The 16,702-nt window shown below is 70.6% G+C and carries 18 protein-coding genes; 9 read left to right on the top strand and 9 right to left on the bottom strand.

Translation table 11 applies throughout. The annotated features are described in order from the left end of the window. Positions 1-117: 117 nt before the first annotated feature. The gene (locus tag ACZ5UI_RS20785; protein WP_464190564.1) at positions 118-612 is read left to right on the top strand and encodes an HNH endonuclease; all 495 of its coding nucleotides are present in this window, start codon (positions 118-120) and stop codon (positions 610-612) included. Here ACZ5UI_RS20785 and ACZ5UI_RS20780 read toward each other — a convergent pair. Next, entirely contained in the window at positions 609-1,604 is a 996-nt protein-coding gene (locus ACZ5UI_RS20780) for a GNAT family N-acetyltransferase (protein WP_464190562.1), read from the bottom strand. The genes ACZ5UI_RS20785 and ACZ5UI_RS20780 overlap by 4 nt on opposite strands. A gap of 305 nt (positions 1,605-1,909) precedes the next feature. On the opposite strand from ACZ5UI_RS20780, the gene ACZ5UI_RS20775 reads away from it, so the two are divergent. Beyond that, a complete protein-coding gene (locus ACZ5UI_RS20775) occupies positions 1,910-2,209 on the top strand; it encodes a hypothetical protein (RefSeq protein ID WP_464190560.1) in 300 nt (99 codons plus the stop codon). Here ACZ5UI_RS20775 and ACZ5UI_RS20770 read toward each other — a convergent pair. The 7 genes from ACZ5UI_RS20770 to dnaA all read right to left on the bottom strand — a co-directional run bounded on the left by ACZ5UI_RS20770 (position 2,206) and on the right by dnaA (position 12,577). Beyond that, positions 2,206-3,258 (bottom strand): hypothetical protein, encoded by a 1,053-nt coding sequence (locus tag ACZ5UI_RS20770; RefSeq protein ID WP_464190558.1) that lies wholly within the window; start codon positions 3,256-3,258, stop codon positions 2,206-2,208. The genes ACZ5UI_RS20775 and ACZ5UI_RS20770 overlap by 4 nt on opposite strands. Before the next feature lie 30 nt (positions 3,259-3,288). Continuing rightward, complete coding sequence (gyrA, locus tag ACZ5UI_RS20765; RefSeq protein WP_464190556.1) at positions 3,289-5,892, bottom strand: DNA gyrase subunit A; 2,604 nt, start codon at positions 5,890-5,892, stop codon at positions 3,289-3,291. Positions 5,893-5,924: 32 nt separating this feature from the next. Next, a complete protein-coding gene (gyrB, locus tag ACZ5UI_RS20760; RefSeq protein WP_464190554.1) occupies positions 5,925-8,336 on the bottom strand; it encodes a DNA topoisomerase (ATP-hydrolyzing) subunit B in 2,412 nt (803 codons plus the stop codon). Between the two features lie 157 nt (positions 8,337-8,493). Continuing rightward, entirely contained in the window at positions 8,494-8,793 is a 300-nt protein-coding gene (locus ACZ5UI_RS20755; protein ID WP_464190551.1) for a DciA family protein, read from the bottom strand. Positions 8,794-8,798: 5 nt separating this feature from the next. Next, positions 8,799-9,920, bottom strand: coding sequence for a DNA replication/repair protein RecF (gene recF / locus ACZ5UI_RS20750; RefSeq protein ID WP_464190549.1), 1,122 nt, complete (start codon positions 9,918-9,920; stop codon positions 8,799-8,801). A gap of 4 nt (positions 9,921-9,924) precedes the next feature. Next, positions 9,925-11,058 (bottom strand): DNA polymerase III subunit beta, encoded by a 1,134-nt coding sequence (gene dnaN, locus ACZ5UI_RS20745; protein WP_464190547.1) that lies wholly within the window; start codon positions 11,056-11,058, stop codon positions 9,925-9,927. Between the two features lie 151 nt (positions 11,059-11,209). After that, positions 11,210-12,577, bottom strand: a complete 1,368-nt coding sequence (gene dnaA, locus ACZ5UI_RS20740; protein ID WP_464190545.1) for a chromosomal replication initiator protein DnaA — start codon at positions 12,575-12,577, stop codon at positions 11,210-11,212. 234 nt (positions 12,578-12,811) lie between these two features. Between dnaA and rpmH the strand changes: the two genes are divergently transcribed. The 6 genes from rpmH (at position 12,812) to ACZ5UI_RS20710 (ending at position 15,531) form a co-directional block, all read left to right on the top strand. After that, positions 12,812-12,946: a 50S ribosomal protein L34 gene (gene rpmH / locus ACZ5UI_RS20735; protein ID WP_464190543.1), complete on the top strand. Its 135-nt coding sequence runs from the start codon at positions 12,812-12,814 to the stop codon at positions 12,944-12,946. Between the two features lie 2 nt (positions 12,947-12,948). Then, positions 12,949-13,317 carry a ribonuclease P protein component gene (gene rnpA, locus ACZ5UI_RS20730; RefSeq protein WP_464190541.1) on the top strand — a complete coding sequence of 123 codons (369 nt, stop codon included), beginning with the start codon at positions 12,949-12,951 and terminating at the stop codon, positions 13,315-13,317. After that, positions 13,314-13,577 carry a membrane protein insertion efficiency factor YidD gene (gene yidD / locus ACZ5UI_RS20725; protein ID WP_464190539.1) on the top strand — a complete coding sequence of 88 codons (264 nt, stop codon included), beginning with the start codon at positions 13,314-13,316 and terminating at the stop codon, positions 13,575-13,577. The genes rnpA and yidD overlap by 4 nt, the downstream gene beginning before the upstream one ends. A gap of 3 nt (positions 13,578-13,580) precedes the next feature. Further along, complete coding sequence (locus ACZ5UI_RS20720) at positions 13,581-14,633, top strand: YidC/Oxa1 family membrane protein insertase (RefSeq protein WP_464190537.1); 1,053 nt, start codon at positions 13,581-13,583, stop codon at positions 14,631-14,633. Then, complete coding sequence (locus ACZ5UI_RS20715) at positions 14,630-15,100, top strand: Jag family protein (protein WP_464190535.1); 471 nt, start codon at positions 14,630-14,632, stop codon at positions 15,098-15,100. Before ACZ5UI_RS20720 ends, ACZ5UI_RS20715 begins: the two co-directional genes overlap by 4 nt. A 62-nt stretch (positions 15,101-15,162) precedes the next feature. Further along, positions 15,163-15,531: a hypothetical protein gene (locus ACZ5UI_RS20710; RefSeq protein WP_464190533.1), complete on the top strand. Its 369-nt coding sequence runs from the start codon at positions 15,163-15,165 to the stop codon at positions 15,529-15,531. A 21-nt stretch (positions 15,532-15,552) separates the two neighbouring features. On the opposite strand, the gene ACZ5UI_RS20705 is transcribed toward ACZ5UI_RS20710, so the two are convergent. Continuing rightward, positions 15,553-15,957, bottom strand: a complete 405-nt coding sequence (locus tag ACZ5UI_RS20705) for an ACT domain-containing protein (RefSeq protein WP_464190531.1) — start codon at positions 15,955-15,957, stop codon at positions 15,553-15,555. Positions 15,958-15,985: 28 nt separating this feature from the next. Between ACZ5UI_RS20705 and rsmG the strand changes: the two genes are divergently transcribed. Next, positions 15,986-16,690: a 16S rRNA (guanine(527)-N(7))-methyltransferase RsmG gene (gene rsmG / locus ACZ5UI_RS20700; protein ID WP_464190529.1), complete on the top strand. Its 705-nt coding sequence runs from the start codon at positions 15,986-15,988 to the stop codon at positions 16,688-16,690. The last annotated feature ends 12 nt before the right edge of the window (positions 16,691-16,702 follow it).

The raw sequence follows: 16,702 nt of genomic DNA, 5'->3' as shown, positions 1-16,702 counted from the left end.
GCCGTCGCTAGACTCCGCCGCAGATCAGCGATGGCAGGAGTCGTAGAGACGATCCCCCCAGCGCCGTCCACGCCGCCCGACGAGCACCAGCGGCGTGGACAGCAGTCTGCTGGCCGGGTGCTCGTGCTGAATGCGACCTATGAGCCGATCAACGTCTGCACGGTTCGGCGCGCCGTCGTCCTGCTGCTGAAGGAGAAGGCCGAGCTGGTCGAGCGGTCCACCTGGGACCTGCACGCCGAGTCGGTGACCTTCGCCCGCCCCGTCGTCATCCGCCTGGTGTCCTACGTGAAGGTCCCGCGCGACACCCACAAGCGCAAGATCACCCGCCGCGCGGTGTTCGCCCGCGACGGCTGGATGTGCCAGTACTGCGGGTCGCGCTCCAACCTGACCGTCGACCACGTGATCCCTCGCTCCAAGGGCGGCGGCTCATCGTGGGAGAACATCGTCGCCGCCTGCGCGCCCTGCAACCGCCGCAAGGGCGACCACATGCCGACGGCGATCGGCATGGTCCCGCGCAACGCCCCGCGCACGCCGCATCCGGCGATCTTCATCCACGTGGCCAGCCCGACGATCCCCGTCGGCTGGCGCCAGTACCTGCCCGAAGCCGCTTAACCGCTTAGCCAGCCGTCGCGCAGGAGCGAGAGCAGCAGCAGGTCGTGCCGGCGCCCGTCGACGAGCATGGCGCTGCGCAGGATCCCGTCGGTGCGGAAGCCCACCGACGTGTAGAGGCCCCGGGCGCGCTGGTTGTCGATGCGCACGTCGAGCCAGATGCGGTGGGTGTCGTGCTGCTCGAAGGCCCGGCGCACCACCAGCTCGACCGCGGCGCGGCCGATGCCGACGCCGGGCCGCGTGACCACGATCCGGCGCAGCTCGACGCCCGTCCCGGCGTCGCCGAGCCCGGCCAGCAGCACGTAGCCGGCGAACGCCCCCGCCGCGTCGACGACCAGCAGCTCCTGCGTCGGGTCCGCGATCGCCGCGGCGTGGCGCTCCCGCGTGGACTGGCCGACGAACGGCCGGGCGGCGTCTGAGCGCTCGGCCGCGACCACCGCGTCGAGGTCCGCGTCGGTGGCCGGGCGCAGCGTGACGCCGGACGCGCGCGACGCCGGGTGCGGCTCCAGGCGGACCTGCTCCATCAGCAGCGCGTCGTGCCAGCGCGCGCCGTGCGGCTCGCGCTCGTAGGCCTGCAGCACGCCGACCGGCGTGAAGCCGACGCCCGCGTAGCAGGCGATCGCCGCCGCGTTGTCCAGCGCGGGATCGATCGTGACGCGGTGGTGGCCGCGTTGCTCGAAGAGGTGCGCGACCAGGATCCTCAGCGCCTCGGTGGCCACGCCCTGGCGATGGTGGTCGGGGCCCACGAACAGGTCGATCGCCGCGTAGCGGTAGCGCGGGTCGGTCTCCTCCCAGAACTGGATGAACCCGGCGATCGCCCCGTCCCGCCACATGGCCAGCAGCGTCAGGCCCGGCTCGTCTTCCTCCAGCGGCCAGCCTGGCTCAGGCGAACCCCACCAGCGGGCGACCGCCTCGGTGGCGTGCAGCGCGCGCAGCGCCGGCACGTCGGCCGGAACCACCTCGCGCAACGTCAGTCGCGGGCCGCGGATCTCCATGCGCTGATTGTCCCCACAACGCACGAAGGGCGCCTCTGGAGAGACGCCCTTCGCGGTGAATCGAGACTGGATTTGGATCGTGGGCAATGCTGCGCGCGAGGTGATCGCGTGCGCCGGGGGGACCAGCTCCGGCCTGCCTTCCGACGGTGTCCCGGGTTGGATTCCGCAAGGCGGTTCCAGCCTGTACCGGTCCTAGCGGCCGGTCACCTCCAGGGTCCCGAAAATACTGTCGCTACAGATACGGACCACCTCCTTTCTCTGGTGAAACCAGAGTATCGAAGGAGCAGGACGGGGAAAAGGGGACCGTGGGCTATCGCCATCCGACCCTGTGGATGCTCGCGATGCACGTGCCGCTGCCGGCCTTGGCGATCGTCCTGCTGGCCGGCGGCAGCGCCGGCGACGGGTGGCTGCTGGCCGGCGGCCTGGTGTCCGTTCTGGTCGGGCTGCGGGCGATCGCCGACCTGTGGACGTCGGACGCCGTGGACGAGGAGCGACGACCACTCTGGGTCGCCGCGATGTTCCTGGTCGCGCCGCTCGCGCTGCCGGCCTACTGGTGGCTGCACGTGCGCCACCGCGCGCCGACCCGCTTCGCATCGCAGCACTAACCGCGGGGGGACAACGCAACGGCTTCGGCGGTTCCGATCGGGTCGACCGTCGGCAACGGGCCGTCGGGCAGCTCGATCACGGCGGCCGGGCCGGGTCTGGACACCTTCGCGGCGCCGATCCGCGCACGCACCGACGGCGTGTCGACGGCGGCGAGCACCGCGTAGCTGTGGTCCTCGGTCCGCACCGCACCCGCCGCCACGGCACCCTTCCCGCCCGGCGAGAAGCCCGCACCCAGCAGCTGCGCGCCGCCCGGGTGGCCCACCGCGATCGCGTCGTAGCCGCCCCGGCCGAAGTTCACCACGACGTCCTCGTTCACGTACGGGTCGAAGTCGAGCACGTGCAGGAAGCGGACCTCGGAGCGCAGCGGCTCGCCCTTGCGGTCCAGCGCCGCATCCGCGGTACGCACCGCGTCCCACACCGGCCCCGCCATCGGGCCGGCGAACACGCGGGCGAGTGTGCGCGCCGTCTGCAGGTCGACACCGACGGGCCCGATCCCGACGCCCCACATGACCGAGATGTCGGCCGGGCCGGGCGGCGATCCGCGCAGGAACCCGCGGGTGCCGGCCACCGCGAAGAGCCCGTCGTTCTCCAACGGCTCGGGACTGCCCGCAGCGCCACGCCAGGCGTACAGGTCGTTGTCGGGGACCACGACGCTGTCCCCCACCCCGACGGGCGTGCCGGCGTCGGACGCGCTGCCGTCGTAGGCCGTGGCCCGCACAGTCCAGTCCGCGCCTCGGCGCACGAGCTCGCTGACCAGCCGGCCGCCGCCCAGCACTGCGACGTCTTCGCGCCGGCTGCGGCCGATCCACACGACCGTGACGTCGTCGTCCGCGCCCAGGCGATCCTCCGCCCCGCGCCAGGCCGCGACCGCGCCTCCGATGGCGTCCTCGTCATGCGCCAACGACCCGCGCAGCGGGAAGCCCCGGGCCGCGTCCCCGCGGACGGTCTGGCCCGAGCCGTCGTCACCCCCGGTGAGCAGGACCACGCCCACAACGACGACGAACGCCACGAGGGCGGTCGTCAGAAGCAGGAGGACTCGGCGGGACATGGGAGCGCCCATACCCGCCGAGTCGGGAGATCACTGCTGATCCGGCTCCTCGGTCTCAGGCTCGGCGTCCTCGGGGCCGTCGTCGACGGGCTCATCGGACTCGACCATCGGCGGATCCAGCGAGAACGTGGGATCGCTGTCGGGGCCGGTCTGCACGGGCAGCTCGTCGGCCGAGTCGTTGCTGCCGGAGTCGACGATCAACGCGACGGCGGAGACGACGTCGTCCTCCTTCATGTTCATCACGCGCACGCCCTGCGACAGGCGGCCGTAGCGGCTGATGCCGCGCACCGCGGTGCGCTGGACCATGCCGCCCACGGAGATGAACACGAGCTCCTGGTGCTCGCGCACCACGAGGGCGCCGGCCAGCGCGCCCTTGGCCTCGGTCAGCTTGATCGTGCCGACGCCCTTGGCGCCGCGGTTCGTCTTGCGGTACTCGCTGATCGAGGTGCGCTTGCCGTAGCCGTTCTCGGTCACGACCAGCAGCTCCTGGTCGTCGCGGGCGACGTCCATGGCCAGCACCGCGTCGTCCTTGCCGCTGACGTCCATGCCGCGCACGCCCGACGTGTCGCGGCCCATGGCCCGCGCGCCGTCCTCGTGGAAGCGGACGGCCTGGCCCTTGCGGGAGACCATCAGGATGTCGTCATCGCCGGAGGTCCGGCGCACGGCGACCAGCTCGTCGTCGTCGCGGATGTTGATGGCGATGATGCCGTCGGCCTTGATCGGCGTGTTGTAGGCCTGGAAGTCCGTCTTCTTCACGACGCCCTTCTTCGTGGCGAAGATCAGGTAGGGGCCCTCGTTGAAGTCGCGTGTCGACAGCACGGACTGGATCCGCTCGCCTTCGCGCAGGGGCAGGACGTTGACCAGCGCGCGGCCCTTGGCCGTGCGCTGCGCCTCGGGGAGGTCGTAGACCTTGGACCGGTAGACCTTGCCGCGGTTGCTGAAGAACAGCAGGAAGTCGTGGGACGACGTGACGAACAGGTGCTCGATGTAGTCCCCGTCCTTCATGTCCATCCCCGTCACGCCCCGTCCGCCGCGTTGCTGCTGGCGGTAGGTGACGAGCGGCAGCGACTTGATGTAGCCCGACTTGGTGATCGTGATCACCATCTGCTGGTCGGGGATCAGGTCCTCGATGTCGATCTCGTCCTCGGAGTGCGTGATCAGCGTGCGGCGCTCGTCGCCGTAGGCGTCCACGATCTCCGTGAGCTCGTCCTTGATGATGTCCAGGACGCGCTGCTCGGACCCCAGGATCGCCCGGAACTCGGCGATCTGCTCGACCAGGTCGTCGTACTCGGCCTGGATCTTGTCGGCCTCCAGGGCGGTCAGGCGACCGAGGCGCAGGTCGACGATCGCCTGGGCCTGACGACGGGTCAGGTCGAAGCGCTCCATCAGGCCGGCGCGGGCCGCGTCCGTGTCGCGCGAGGCGCGGATCAGCGCGATGACCTCGTCGATGTTGCCGATCGCGATCAGCAGGCCCTCGAGGATGTGCGCACGCTCTTCGGCCTGCTGCAGGCGGTACTTCGTGCGCCGCACGATCACGTCGCGCTGGTGGTCGACGTAGTTCTTGATCAGCGAGAGCAGCGACAGCGTGCGCGGCACCCCGTCGACCAGCGCCACGGTGTTGACGCCGAACGTCGTCTGCATCGCCGTGTGCTTGTAGAGCTTGTTCAGCACGACCTTGGGGATCGCGTCGCGCTTGAGCTCGATGACGATCCGCATGCCGGAGCGGCCGTCGGTGTAGTCCTGGATCTCGGTGATCTCCGGGATCTTCTTCTCCTCGACCAGCTCGGAGATCTTCACCAGCAGGCCGTTCGGGCCACCCTTCTTGACCATGAAGGGCAGCTCGGTGACGATGATCGCCTCCTTGCCGCGCCCGATGTCCTCGATGTGGGCCTTCGCGCGCACCCGGACGCGGCCGCGGCCGGTCTCGTAGGCGTCGCGGATGCCCTGGCGGCCGAGGATGATCCCGCCGGTCGGGAAGTCCGGGCCCTTGACGTGCTCCATCAGGCCCTCGACGCCGATCTCCGGATCGTCGATGAACGCCTTGACCGCGTCGACCACCTCGCGCAGGTTGTGCGGCGCGATGTTCGTGGCCATGCCCACGGCGATGCCCGAGGAGCCGTTGACCAGCAGGTTCGGGAAGCGCGCCGGCAGGACCGTCGGCTCCTGGCTGCGCCCGTCGTAGTTGGGCGTGAACGTGACGGTGTCCTCGTCGATGTCACGCAACATCTCGGTGGCCATCCGCGAGAGACGGGCCTCCGTGTAGCGCATCGCCGCCGCGGGATCGTCATCGATCGAGCCGAAGTTGCCCTGCCCGTCGGCCAGCTCGTACCGCATGGAGAAGTCCTGCGTCATGCGGACCAACGTGTCGTAGATCGACGAGTCGCCGTGCGGGTGGTACTTGCCCATCACGTCGCCGACGATGCGGGCCGACTTCGAGTAGGGCCGGTTGGGCTGCAGGCCGGCCTCCTGCATGGCGAACAGCACGCGGCGATGGACGGGCTTGAGGCCGTCGCGCACGTCGGGCAGCGCGCGCCCGACGATCACCGACATGGCGTAGTCGAGATACGCGGTGCGCATCTCGTCCTCCAGCGCGCGCGGCTCGATGTTCCCGCCGCCGATCAGGTCAGTTCCCATGCGTCACCTCCTTCGCGTAAGCGTCGTGAAACTCAGACATCGAGGTTGACGACCTGGCGGGCGTTCTCCTCGATGAACGCGCGCCGGGGCTCCACGACATCGCCCATCAGCATCGAGAAGAGCAGGTCGGCCGCGGTCGCGTCCTCCATCGTCACCTGGGCCAGCGTGCGCGTCATCGGGTCCATCGTCGTGCTGCGCAGCTGCTCGGGGTTCATCTCGCCCAGCCCTTTGAAGCGCTGCAGCTGAACGCGCTTGCTGCACAGGTCGAGCACCGCCCGGCGCAGCGCGTCGAACGACAGCGCCTCCTGGCTGTCCTCGCCGAACGAGATGTTGAACGGCGCCACGCCGGCCTGCTCGAGCAGCTGGGTGTGCACGCGCACGAACTGGCGGTACTCGTTGGCGTCGAACAGCGCCCGCGGCAGCTTGTGCGTGCGGGCCAGGCCGGTCTTCGTCTCGACCGCGCGCACGACGAGCGAGTCGGGCGCGGCGTCGATGATCTCCATCTGGAAGGGCTCGTTCTCCAGGCCCTCACGGGACAGCAGCGCGATCGCCGCCTCCGGGGTCATGGCGCCCTCGTCGAGCAGCGACGACTCCTCCAGGAACCCGACCGTGTCGTGGCCGAAGCCGGCGCGCAGCGCCGAGGACCAGCCCTCGTACTGCTTGAGCAGGCGCGTGAAGCGCTGCCAGCGCGTCTCGGTCAACGAGAAGCGCTTGCCGTTGCGATCGAGGACCTCGACCTTCTCGAGCTTGTCGCCGAGCAGGATCTCCTCCAGCTCGGACTCCTTCTCGATGTAGCGCTCCTGGTTGCCCTGCTTGATCTTGTAGAGCGGCGGCTTGGCGATGTAGATGTAGCCGGCGTCGATCAGCTCCGGCATCTCGCGGAACAGCAGCGTCAGCGCCAGGGTGCGGATGTGCGCCCCGTCGACGTCGGCGTCCGTCATGAGGATGATCTTGTGGTAGCGCGCCGACTCGATGTTGAACTCGTCGCGCACACCGGTCCCGATCGCCTTGATCAGGGCCTGGATCTCCTCGTTCTTGAGGACCTTGTCGATGCGGCTCTTCTCGACGTTGAGGATCTTGCCGCGCAGCGGGAGCACCGCCTGCGTGTTGCGGTCGCGGCCCTGCTTGGCCGAGCCGCCGGCGGAGTCGCCCTCGACGATGAACAGCTCGGCCAGCGACGGATCGCGCACCGAGCAGTCGGCCAGCTTGCCCGGGAGGCCGGCGCCACCGAGCACCGACTTGCGGCGCGTCAGGTCGCGGGCCTTGCGGGCGGCCGCGCGGGCCTGGGAGGCCGAGATCGCCTTGTTGACGATCGCCCGGCCCTCGGTCGGATGCTCCTCGAGGTACTCGGCCAGGCCCTTGTTGACGACCTGCTGGACCAGGCCCTCGATCCCGGGGTTGCCGAGCTTGGTCTTCGTCTGGCCCTCGAACTGCGGGTCGGCCAGCTTGACCGAGATGACCGCGGTCAGCCCCTCGCGCACGTCCTCGCCGGAGAGGTTGTCGTCCTTCTCGCGCAGACGCTGCTGGTCGCGCGCGAAGGCGTTGAGCGTGCGCGTGAGCGCCGAGCGGAAGCCCGACAGGTGCGAGCCGCCCTCGTGCGTGTTGATGTTGTTGGCGAAGCTGTGGATCGACTCCTGGTAGGTCGTGTTCCACTGCATCGCCACTTCGACCGCGCCCTCGTCGGACTCCGCGGTGAAGTAGATGACGTCCTTGGTGATCGGCTCCTTGGAGTCGTTCATGTAGGCGACGAAGTCGGCGATGCCGCCCTCGTACTGGAACTCGACCTTCTTGCCCTCGCCGCGCTCGTCGATCAGCGTGATGTGCAGGCCGGCGGTCAGGAACGCCGTCTCACGCAGCCGCTGCTCGAGCGTGGCGAAGTCGTAGTCGGTGGTCTCGAAGATCTCGGCGTCGGGCAGGAACGTGATGGCCGTGCCCGTCTCGCTGGTGGGCTCGCCCTTGACGACCGGCCCCTGGGGCACGCCGCGCTTGAAGGACTGCGTCCAGGTGAAGCCGTCGCGCCGGACCGTGGCGGTCAACTCCTCCGACAGCGCGTTGACCACCGAGACGCCGACGCCGTGCAGACCGCCGGAGACCTTGTAGCCGCCGCCGTCGCCGAACTTGCCGCCGGCGTGCAGGACCGTGAGGACGACCTCGAGGGCGGACTTGCCCTCCTTCTCCATCGTCGCGACCGGAATGCCGCGGCCGTCGTCGACGTTGGTGATCGAGTTGTCCGGATGGATCGTGACCTCGACCTTGGTCGCGTTCTTGGCCAGCGCCTCGTCGACGGAGTTGTCGAGCACCTCGTAGACGAGGTGGTGCAGGCCGCGGACACCCGTCGACCCGATGTACATGCCCGGCCGCTTGCGCACCGCCTCGAGCCCTTCGAGGACGGTGATGTCCTGAGCGTCGTAGCTGTTCGCAGGGTTGGGATCGTCAGCGGCCAAAAGTCCTCCGATTACGCGAGAACGCCCCGGTCGCGCATTCGCCTGCGGCGGCCCGGGGCGACAAGAAGTAGTTGACAGAATAATAGCACAAACCGGGGTTGGAACCCCCGGTCGCGCGCCCGTTTATCTCCTGCAAATGACGTATTTCCTGGGCACCTCAACGGGGCGTTGCGGTGGTCCGGATCTCGCGCACAAGCTCATCCCCGAGCGCGGTGTTCAGACGCGCCGTCAATTCCACTCCCATCAGCGTGATCTCCTGGGCCCACACCGACTGGCGGCAGTAGACCGTCAACACGCCTCCGCGCTCGCGCAACGGCTCCGCGTTCTCGGCGATCACCGCACCCACGGCCTCCCCCCAGGCGGCCTGGATACGGGCCAGCGGCGTCAGCGGCGCGACGCTCGAGGCGAGCGAGTCCAGCGCGTGCGTGAGCGGACGCGGGCCGCGGCGGCGCTGCATCCCGGTCAGGCCGCGCGCGCTTGGGTGGCGTCCAGCAGATCCGGTTCGAGCTGCCCGTCGGCCACCGCCACGCGCGTGACCGCCGCGTCGTCCGCGCCGGGCACGAACGACAGGTCCGTCGTGGTGATCACCGTCTGGCCCTGGCGAGCGATGCGCTCGGCCAGGCGGCCGCGGCGGTCGGGATCGAGCTCGCTCATCACGTCGTCCAGCAGCAGCAGCGGCACCGCGGAGCGCACCTGGGCCAGCGCCTCGCGCTCGGCCAGCAGCAGCGCCAGCAGGCCCAGTCGCTGCTCCCCTTGTGAGCCGTAGGCGCGCAGCTCGCGGCCGTCGCGGCGGAACAGCAGGTCGTCCCGGTGGGGGCCGTGGCCGGTGAAGCCGCGCTCCAGGTCGGAGTCCGTGCGCTCGGCCAGCTCCGCGGCCAGCTCGTCGGCCGTCGCCGCCGTGGAGCGCGGCCGGAAGCGCAGCGTCGCATCCCCGGTCAGCCCCAGCTCCGCCGCCAGCACGCCGAACGGCTCCTGGATGCGCTCCACCGCGGCGGCCCGATCGTCGCGCAGCGCCACCCCGTGGCGGGCCACCTCGGCGTCCCAGGCCGGCAGCGAGGCGCGAGAGGCGCGCCCGGCGCGGATGCGCTGCAGGAGCGCGTTGCGCTGGGCCAGCGCGGCGCTGTAGGCCCGGCGGGTGTCGGTGCGGGCCGGCCACAGCGCCGAGACCAGCTGATCCAGGTGCGCGCGGCGCAGCGACGGCGCGCCCTTGACCAGCTCCAGTCGATCGGGCAGGAAGACCGACACCAGCGGGCGCGTGCTGACGTCGACCAGCCGCTCGACCGGTGCCCCGTCGGCCTTCAGGCGCTTGGCCTCGCCGGGCTGGAATCCGACGCTCAGCGAGTGCGGCCCGTCCGCGTCGTGGCCGTCGACCTCCACGCGCGTGGCGCCGGCGCCGAAGCGGATCAGCTCCCGCTCGTTGCTCGTCCGGCACGACCGGCCGGTGCACCCGAAGTACAGGCCCTCCAGCAGGTTCGTCTTGCCCGCGCCGTTGCGTCCATGCAGCACCGTCACGCCGGGTCCCAGGGCCAGGTCGGCGGCCGCGTAGGAGCGGAAGTCCCGCAGGCGCAGGCGCTCGACGATCACGCGATCAGACGTTGAGGCGGATCGGCATGATGAGGTAGAGGAAGCCGCTGCCGTCGGCGGACTCGATCAGGCCAGGGCGCAGCGGGCTGATCAGCTTGAGCACCAGGTCGCCGTTCTCCACGCTCTCCAGGCCGTCGCGCAGGAACTCCGGGTTGAAGCCGATCTCGAACGGCTCGCCGGAGAAGGCCACGGGCAGCGTCTCGCTCGCCTCACCGACGTCCGGCGTCTGCGCCGAGACCGTCACCTCGCCCTCGCGGAAGGCCAGGCGCAGCGGCGCGTTCTTCTGGGCCAGCAGGCTGATGCGCCGCACCACGTCGGTGAGCTCGTCGCCGGCGATGCGCAGCTCGTGCTCGTAGGCGTCGGGCAGCAGCTGGCGGAAGTTCGGGAACTGACCATCGATCAGCCGCGACGACAGCACCGCGCCGCCGGCCTGGAAGACGATCTGGTTGGCGCGCACCCCGACCGTCAGCGACGCCTCGGGCGCGTCGTCCTCTCCCCCACCGCCGCCGGCGGGCACGATGCGCACCAGCTCCTGCAGCGCGCGGGCCGGGACGTTGGCCTCGAACGCGCCCACCAGCTCGCGCTCCAACGGGGTCTCCTTGACCGACAGGCGATAGGAGTCGGTGGCGACCATGCGCAGGTCCGAGCCGGAGGCCGACACGAGGATGCCGGTCAGGATCGGGCGCGTCTCGTCGCGCGAGGCCGACCGGGCCACGCGGGAGACCGTCTCGACGAACGCGGCGGCCGGGACCTCGACGGTGGTGTCGCCACCCGGCTCGGGCAGCGGCGGGAAGTCCTCGGAGCGCAGCGTGCGGATGTGGAAGGTGGCCGAGCCCGACTTGATCTCGACGTCCTGGTCCGCGGGGCGCAGCTCGAGCGTGACCTGGGCCGCGGGCAGCGCACGGACGACGTCGAGGGTCAGGCGGGCGGGCAGGACGGTCGAGCCGGTGCGCTGGACCTCGGCGGTCAGCGGCACGCGCAGCGCGACCTCCATGTCGGTCGCCCGCAGTTCGACGCCGTCATCGCTGACCGCCACCTGCACGCCCGAGAGCGCCTGGACGGCGCTGCGCGTCGAAGCAACGCGGGAGACCGTCTGCAGCTGAGCCAGCAGCTCGGCGCTGGAGCAGGAGATCTTCACGATGAATGCCTCTCGATGGGGATCAATGTCATAAGGCCGGTGGAGATGTGGACAGCGGGTGTGAACATCCCGTTGCCATCGCATGAATGACGGTGGGAAGCCGGTGGACGGACTGTGGGCGGACGGTGGAGCATCGCACGCCGGGCGGTCGTCACGACCGGCTGCGCAGGCGCTCGGTCAGGTCCCGAACCACCTGGTTGGCCTCGGGGTCGGACGCCATCCGCTCGGCCGTGCGCTTGCACGCGTGCATGACCGTGGTGTGGTCGCGTCCGCCGAACGCCCGGCCGATGGCCGGCAGCGTCTGGTCGGTCAGCTCGCGGGCCAGGTACATGGCCACCTGCCGGGGCCACACGAGGCGCTGGGACCGCACGCCGGAGACGAGCTCCTCGATCGTGATGTCGAAGGCCTCGCACGTCGTCTGCTGGATCTCGTCCAGCGAGCGACGCACGGCCCGGGGCTGGCGGTAGAGCCCGTCGAGGACCTCGTGGGCGACGGCGGCGTCCAGCGGGCGACCGGTCAGCGAGGCGAAGGCGACGACGCGGATGAGCGCGCCCTCCAGGACCCGGATGTTGTCGGTGATGCGCTCGGCGACCACCTCGAGCGCGGACTCGTCGGGCAGGTCGAGGGCGTCGTGGCGGGCGCGCTTGCGCAGGATCGTCAGGCGCGTCGCGTGGTCGGGCGCGCGGATGTCGGTGAGCAGGCCGGCCTCGAAGCGCTCGCGCAGGCGCGTCTCCAGCGCATCCAGGTCGCGCGGCATGCGGTCGCAGGTCAGCACCAGCTGGCTGCCGGTGTCGTGAAGCGCGTTGAACGTGTGGAAGAACTCCTCCTCGGTCTTGGCCTTGGAGGCCAGGAACTGCACGTCGTCGATGAGCAGGACGTCGACGTGGCGGAACCGCGACTTGAAGGCGTCGATGTGGCCGCGCTGGAGGGCGCCGACGAACTCGTTGGTGAACGACTCCGCGGTGGCGTAGCGCACGGTCAGCCCGCCGCCGTAGGCGCGGACGTAGTTGCCGATCGCGTGCAGCAGGTGCGTCTTGCCGTTGCCGGGCGGCCCGTAGATGAACAGCGGGTTGTAGGCCTGGCCGGGCATCTCGGCGACGGCCAGCGCGGCCGCATGGGCCAGGCGGTTGGCGTCGCCGATGACGAACTGCTCGAAGGTCAGCTTGGGCTGGAACTCGGTCTCGGGGAGCTCGGGCGCGGCGGCCGGCGCGGCCTCGGGCTGCGCCGATCCGCGGCGGGACGATGCCGCCGGTCGCGCGGCGCGCGGGCTGCCGGCCAGGATCACGTCGACCCGCATGTGCTCGCCCAGCACGGCCCGCACGCTGGCCTGCAGGACCCGGCCGAAGCGGCCGGTGGCCCAGCTGCGCCGGCGTTCGTCGGGCGCGGCCAGGACGATCGCGTCGTCGGTCAACTCGACCGCGGCCAGCGGCTCGAGCCACAGCGCGTAGGTCGACTCGGGCACCGCGCGGCGCAGATGGGCGCGGACGTCGGGCCAGGCGTGTTCGAGCGATGTGGTCACGGACAGGAGGGGGCCTGCTCCTCCGAGCAAGTGGGGCGAACCGATTTGGAGGGGGAGCCGAGGGTGCTTCCGGCTCCGTCCAGCGACCGTACCACCAGGCTCGTGGAGCGGCCCGGGCGGGGCTCGCGCGAAGCCCGCAAATGCCGGGGAAATCCATGATCCGTCCGCTGTGTGTGCTGTGGACAGCCTGTGGACGGCGATGTGGATTTCGGAGGCGGTAGACTGCTCCATCCCATGAAGCGCACCTACCAGCCCAAGAAGCGCAAGCGCGCCCGCACCCACGGGTTCCGTTCCCGTATGCAGACGAAGGCCGGGCGCATTGTCCTCAAGCGCCGCCGCGCGAAGGGGCGCAAGCGCCTCACCGTCTGACCGTGACCGGCCGCGCCAAACGTGGCCGCCTCACCCGGAGCGCGGACTTCGAGCGGGTCTACCGCCAGGGGCGCTCCCACGGCAACCGGTACTTCGTCCTCTACGCTTTCCCCCGCTCGGGTGAGGGCGAGGCCCGCCTGGGCGTGTCCGTGTCGCGCAAGGTCGGCGGCGCCGTCGATCGCAACCTCGTGAAGCGTCTGCTGCGCGAGGCGTTCGTCGTGGCCGAGCCGGCGTTGCCCGACGGCGTCGACGTCGTGGTCGTCGCCCGTCCCGACGCTCGTGAGCTGGCCGAGCGCGAGGGCCTGGGCGGCGTGCAGACGGCGCTGGACGAGCTCGTCGAGAAGGCCTCTGCGGCGGAGAAGACGGCGTGAGCATCGCCCGCAGCGTGGTCATCGCACCGATCCGCGTCTACCAGCGCGTGATCTCCCCTTTGCTGCCCCGGCGCTGCAAGTACCACCCGACCTGCTCGGCCTATGCCGTCGACTCGGTGCGGGAGTTCGGCATACTGCGGGGCCTCGTGCTCGCGGGTTGGCGTCTGCTGCGTTGCAATCCCTGGTCACACGGCGGTTATGACCCCGTCGAGGCGCAGCGTCTGTTCGCTGCGTCAGGCCACGCGCCCCACGAGACCTGAGACATGCCTATCTTCGCCAACGTCCTCCAGCCCCTCATCGATGTCTTCGAGTGGGTTCTCGTCAACATCCTGCACGACGGGATCGGCCTTTCCTGGGGCTGGTCGATCGTCGGCCTGACGATCGTCGTCCGCGCGGTGCTGCTGCCGCTGGCCATCCGCCAGTACAAGTCGATGAAGGCGCTGCAGCGCCACCAGCCTGAGCTTCAGGCGCTCCGCAAGAAGTACGGGGACAACAAGGAGCGCCTCAACCAGGAGATGATGAAGTTCTACCAGGAGAACAAGGTCAACCCGTTCGGGGCCTGTCTCCCGCTGGTCTTCCAGCTGCCGGTCTTCATCTCGCTGTTCTACATGCTGCGCCACGACCTGCGCCTGGACATCTGCCCGATCCTGTCCAACGGCACGGTCAACCCGCCCAGCGACCCACAGGCCTGCGGCAACATCCCGGACGCCGCGTTCCTGGGCATCGGCGACATCACCAGCAAGGCCACCGGGACCACGCTGATCATCCTGATCGTCCTGTACGTCGGCACGCAGCTCGTCTCGACGCTCGTGATGGCGCAGCCGACGATGGACCGCAACCAGCGCTACCTGATGCTGGCGCTGCCGGTCGTCTTCGTCCCGTTCGTGATCGGCTTCCCCGCCGGCCTGCTCGTCTACTGGATCACCACGAACGTGTGGACGCTCTTCCAGCAGTTCACGATCAGAGAGACCCTGGGCCGAAAATGGGATCGCCAGTTCGAGGCCGAGAAGGCGCTGAAGGCAGCAGAGCTCGAGGCGTCCGGGGGCAAACGGCGGCCCGATAGCGGCTCCCCCGCGATCGCCGGCCTGCCCGGCAGCGACGGCGGAGGGTCCGCGCAGTCCGCCGGCGGCGGGATGTTCGGCCGCATCATGGCCCGCGCCCAGGAGGCCCAGCAGACGCAGAAGGACAAGGGCACCGGTGCGACCGGGAAGCCCGCTGCGGCCGGCGCGGACGACAGCGCACCGGCGCCGCGCGCGTCCTCCGGCCCACCGCCGTCAGCGCGCAAGAAGAAGAAGCGATCGGGGCGCCGTCGATGAGCAACGTGGAAGAGATCGAGGACGCGGTCGAGGACCTCTTGGAGCTGTTGGTCGAGGCGCTCGGCCTCGAGGCGGAGGTCGAGGTGGCGACCGAGGGCGACACGGTGACGGGCACGCTGGTCGGGGACGACTTCGGCCTGTTCATCGGCCGTCACGGCCAGACGATCGACGCCGTCCAGCACCTGGCCCAGCGGATCGTCTTCAAGGGCGCGCCGAGCGACCTGCGCGTGGTCATCGACGCGGCCGGCTATCGCGAGCGGCGGGCCACGGCGCTGCGGCGCCAGGCCGACGAAGCGGCCGACGAGGCGCTGCGCTACGAGCGCCCGGTGTCGCTGGATGCGATGGTGGCCAGCGAGCGGCGCCTGGTCCACGAGCACCTGCGCGAGCGCGGTGACGTGGACACCTACAGCGAGGGCGACGAGCCCAACCGCCATCTCGTCGTCGCCCCCGCGTCCGACGCGTCCTGAGGGGCTCGCGCCGGGCGGGCGCGTTTCACGTGTCTCCTGACGGTGAAACACTGCACGGGTAGATGCCGCATCTCGACGACTTCGACGAGGGACTGTTCGTGGGGATCCTCGTGGGCGAGGGCAGCTTCGGCGGCGATGGCCGCCAGCCGCAGGTGACGTTGCGCATGCACACGCGTCACCAGGCGCTGTTCGAGTGGATCATGGCCCGGTTCCCGCGCACCAAGCTGTACGGGCCCTACCACCACGGCGGCCGCTCGTACTACCAGTGGATGGCCCGAGGCCGGGCGCTGGTCGAGGACGTCCTGCCGGTGTTGGAGGCGCGTCTGACGCCGGCCATCGATGCGCACGCGGCGGAGCGCTTCGCCGACATGGTGGCGCGTTACGGCGACGTCATCGCCCGCGAGCGCGAGCGGATCGCCCGCCTGGGCTGATCGCCGCGGTGTGTTTCACCGTCAGGAAACACGTGAAACGTCGACCGCGTGGCCTTCGGCCTGGAGAGCGCTCGCCGCCACCGTGAGCATCGTGGTGCGGACGAGCACGATGTCGGTGTCGTACGTGCTCAGCGCGTAGATCGACACGCCGGACTCGGCCAGCGGCGCGGCGATCGACGCGAGGATCCCGGTCAGCGAGAAGTCCAGCGGCCCCTCGACCTCGAGCGCGGTCCAGCCGTCCTCCTTCGTCGTCTCCCCGGCGGGGACCCGATCGGTGGCGCAGACCACGCCCAGCTCGCCGGCGCGGCGCACGGCGGCGGCGATCCCGGGCCCGGAGAAGGCCCACGTCGGCGGCGGCGTCTCGCCGGGAAGGCGGACGATGGACAGCGCTTCGGGCAGCGCGCGCAGGCGCAGGGTGTCGGCCATGGGCACGAGCCTGCCAGGATGCGCCCCGATGAGTCCTCCTGCCTGGCCCGCCGCGCTCAGCCGCACGCTCGCCGATCACGGCGTCGATGCGGCGCTGGCGCCGCGGTTCGCGGCGCTGCTCGAGCTCGTTCGCGACGACCCGACCGCCCCGACGACGGTGACCGACCCGCGGGACGGCGTCGCCGCCCACATCGGCGATTCGCTGGACGGGCTGGCGGTGGCGGCGGTCCGTTCCGCGGACCGGATCGCCGATCTGGGGGCCGGGGCGGGGTTCCCCGGGTTGCCGCTGGCGCTCGCCCTGCCCGAGGCCCACGTCGACCTGGTCGAGAGCCAGTCGCGCAAGTGCGCCTTCCTGGAGCAGGCGATCGAGGTGGCAGGAGCGGAGAACGCCAGCGTGGCCTGCGCGCGGGCCGAGGACTGGCCGGCGCGTGAGCTCGACGTGATCACCGTTCGCGCCGTGGCCTCGCTGGCCGTCCTCGTCGAGTACGCGGCGCCGCTGCTGCGGATCGGCGGGACGCTGGTCGCGTGGAAGGGCCGTCCCGAGCCCGACGAGGTCCGCGACGGCCAGGCCGCCGCAGCCATCGTCGGGCTGGAGATGGGGGAGACCGTCGTCCTGGAGCCGCGTCCCGGAGCCGAACATCGGGCCCTCTACCTCTACTCCAAGGTTCTGGATACGCCGTCGCGGTTTCCTCGCCGCGCGGGAATGGCCCGCAAACGGCCGCTCTCAGCCTGAAGTCCAGCGTTC

Source organism: Conexibacter sp. JCM 18997 (assembly GCF_055391915.1).
The sequence above is the reverse complement of the archived record's forward strand: the minus strand, read 5'-3'. Positions and strand labels throughout refer to the sequence as shown.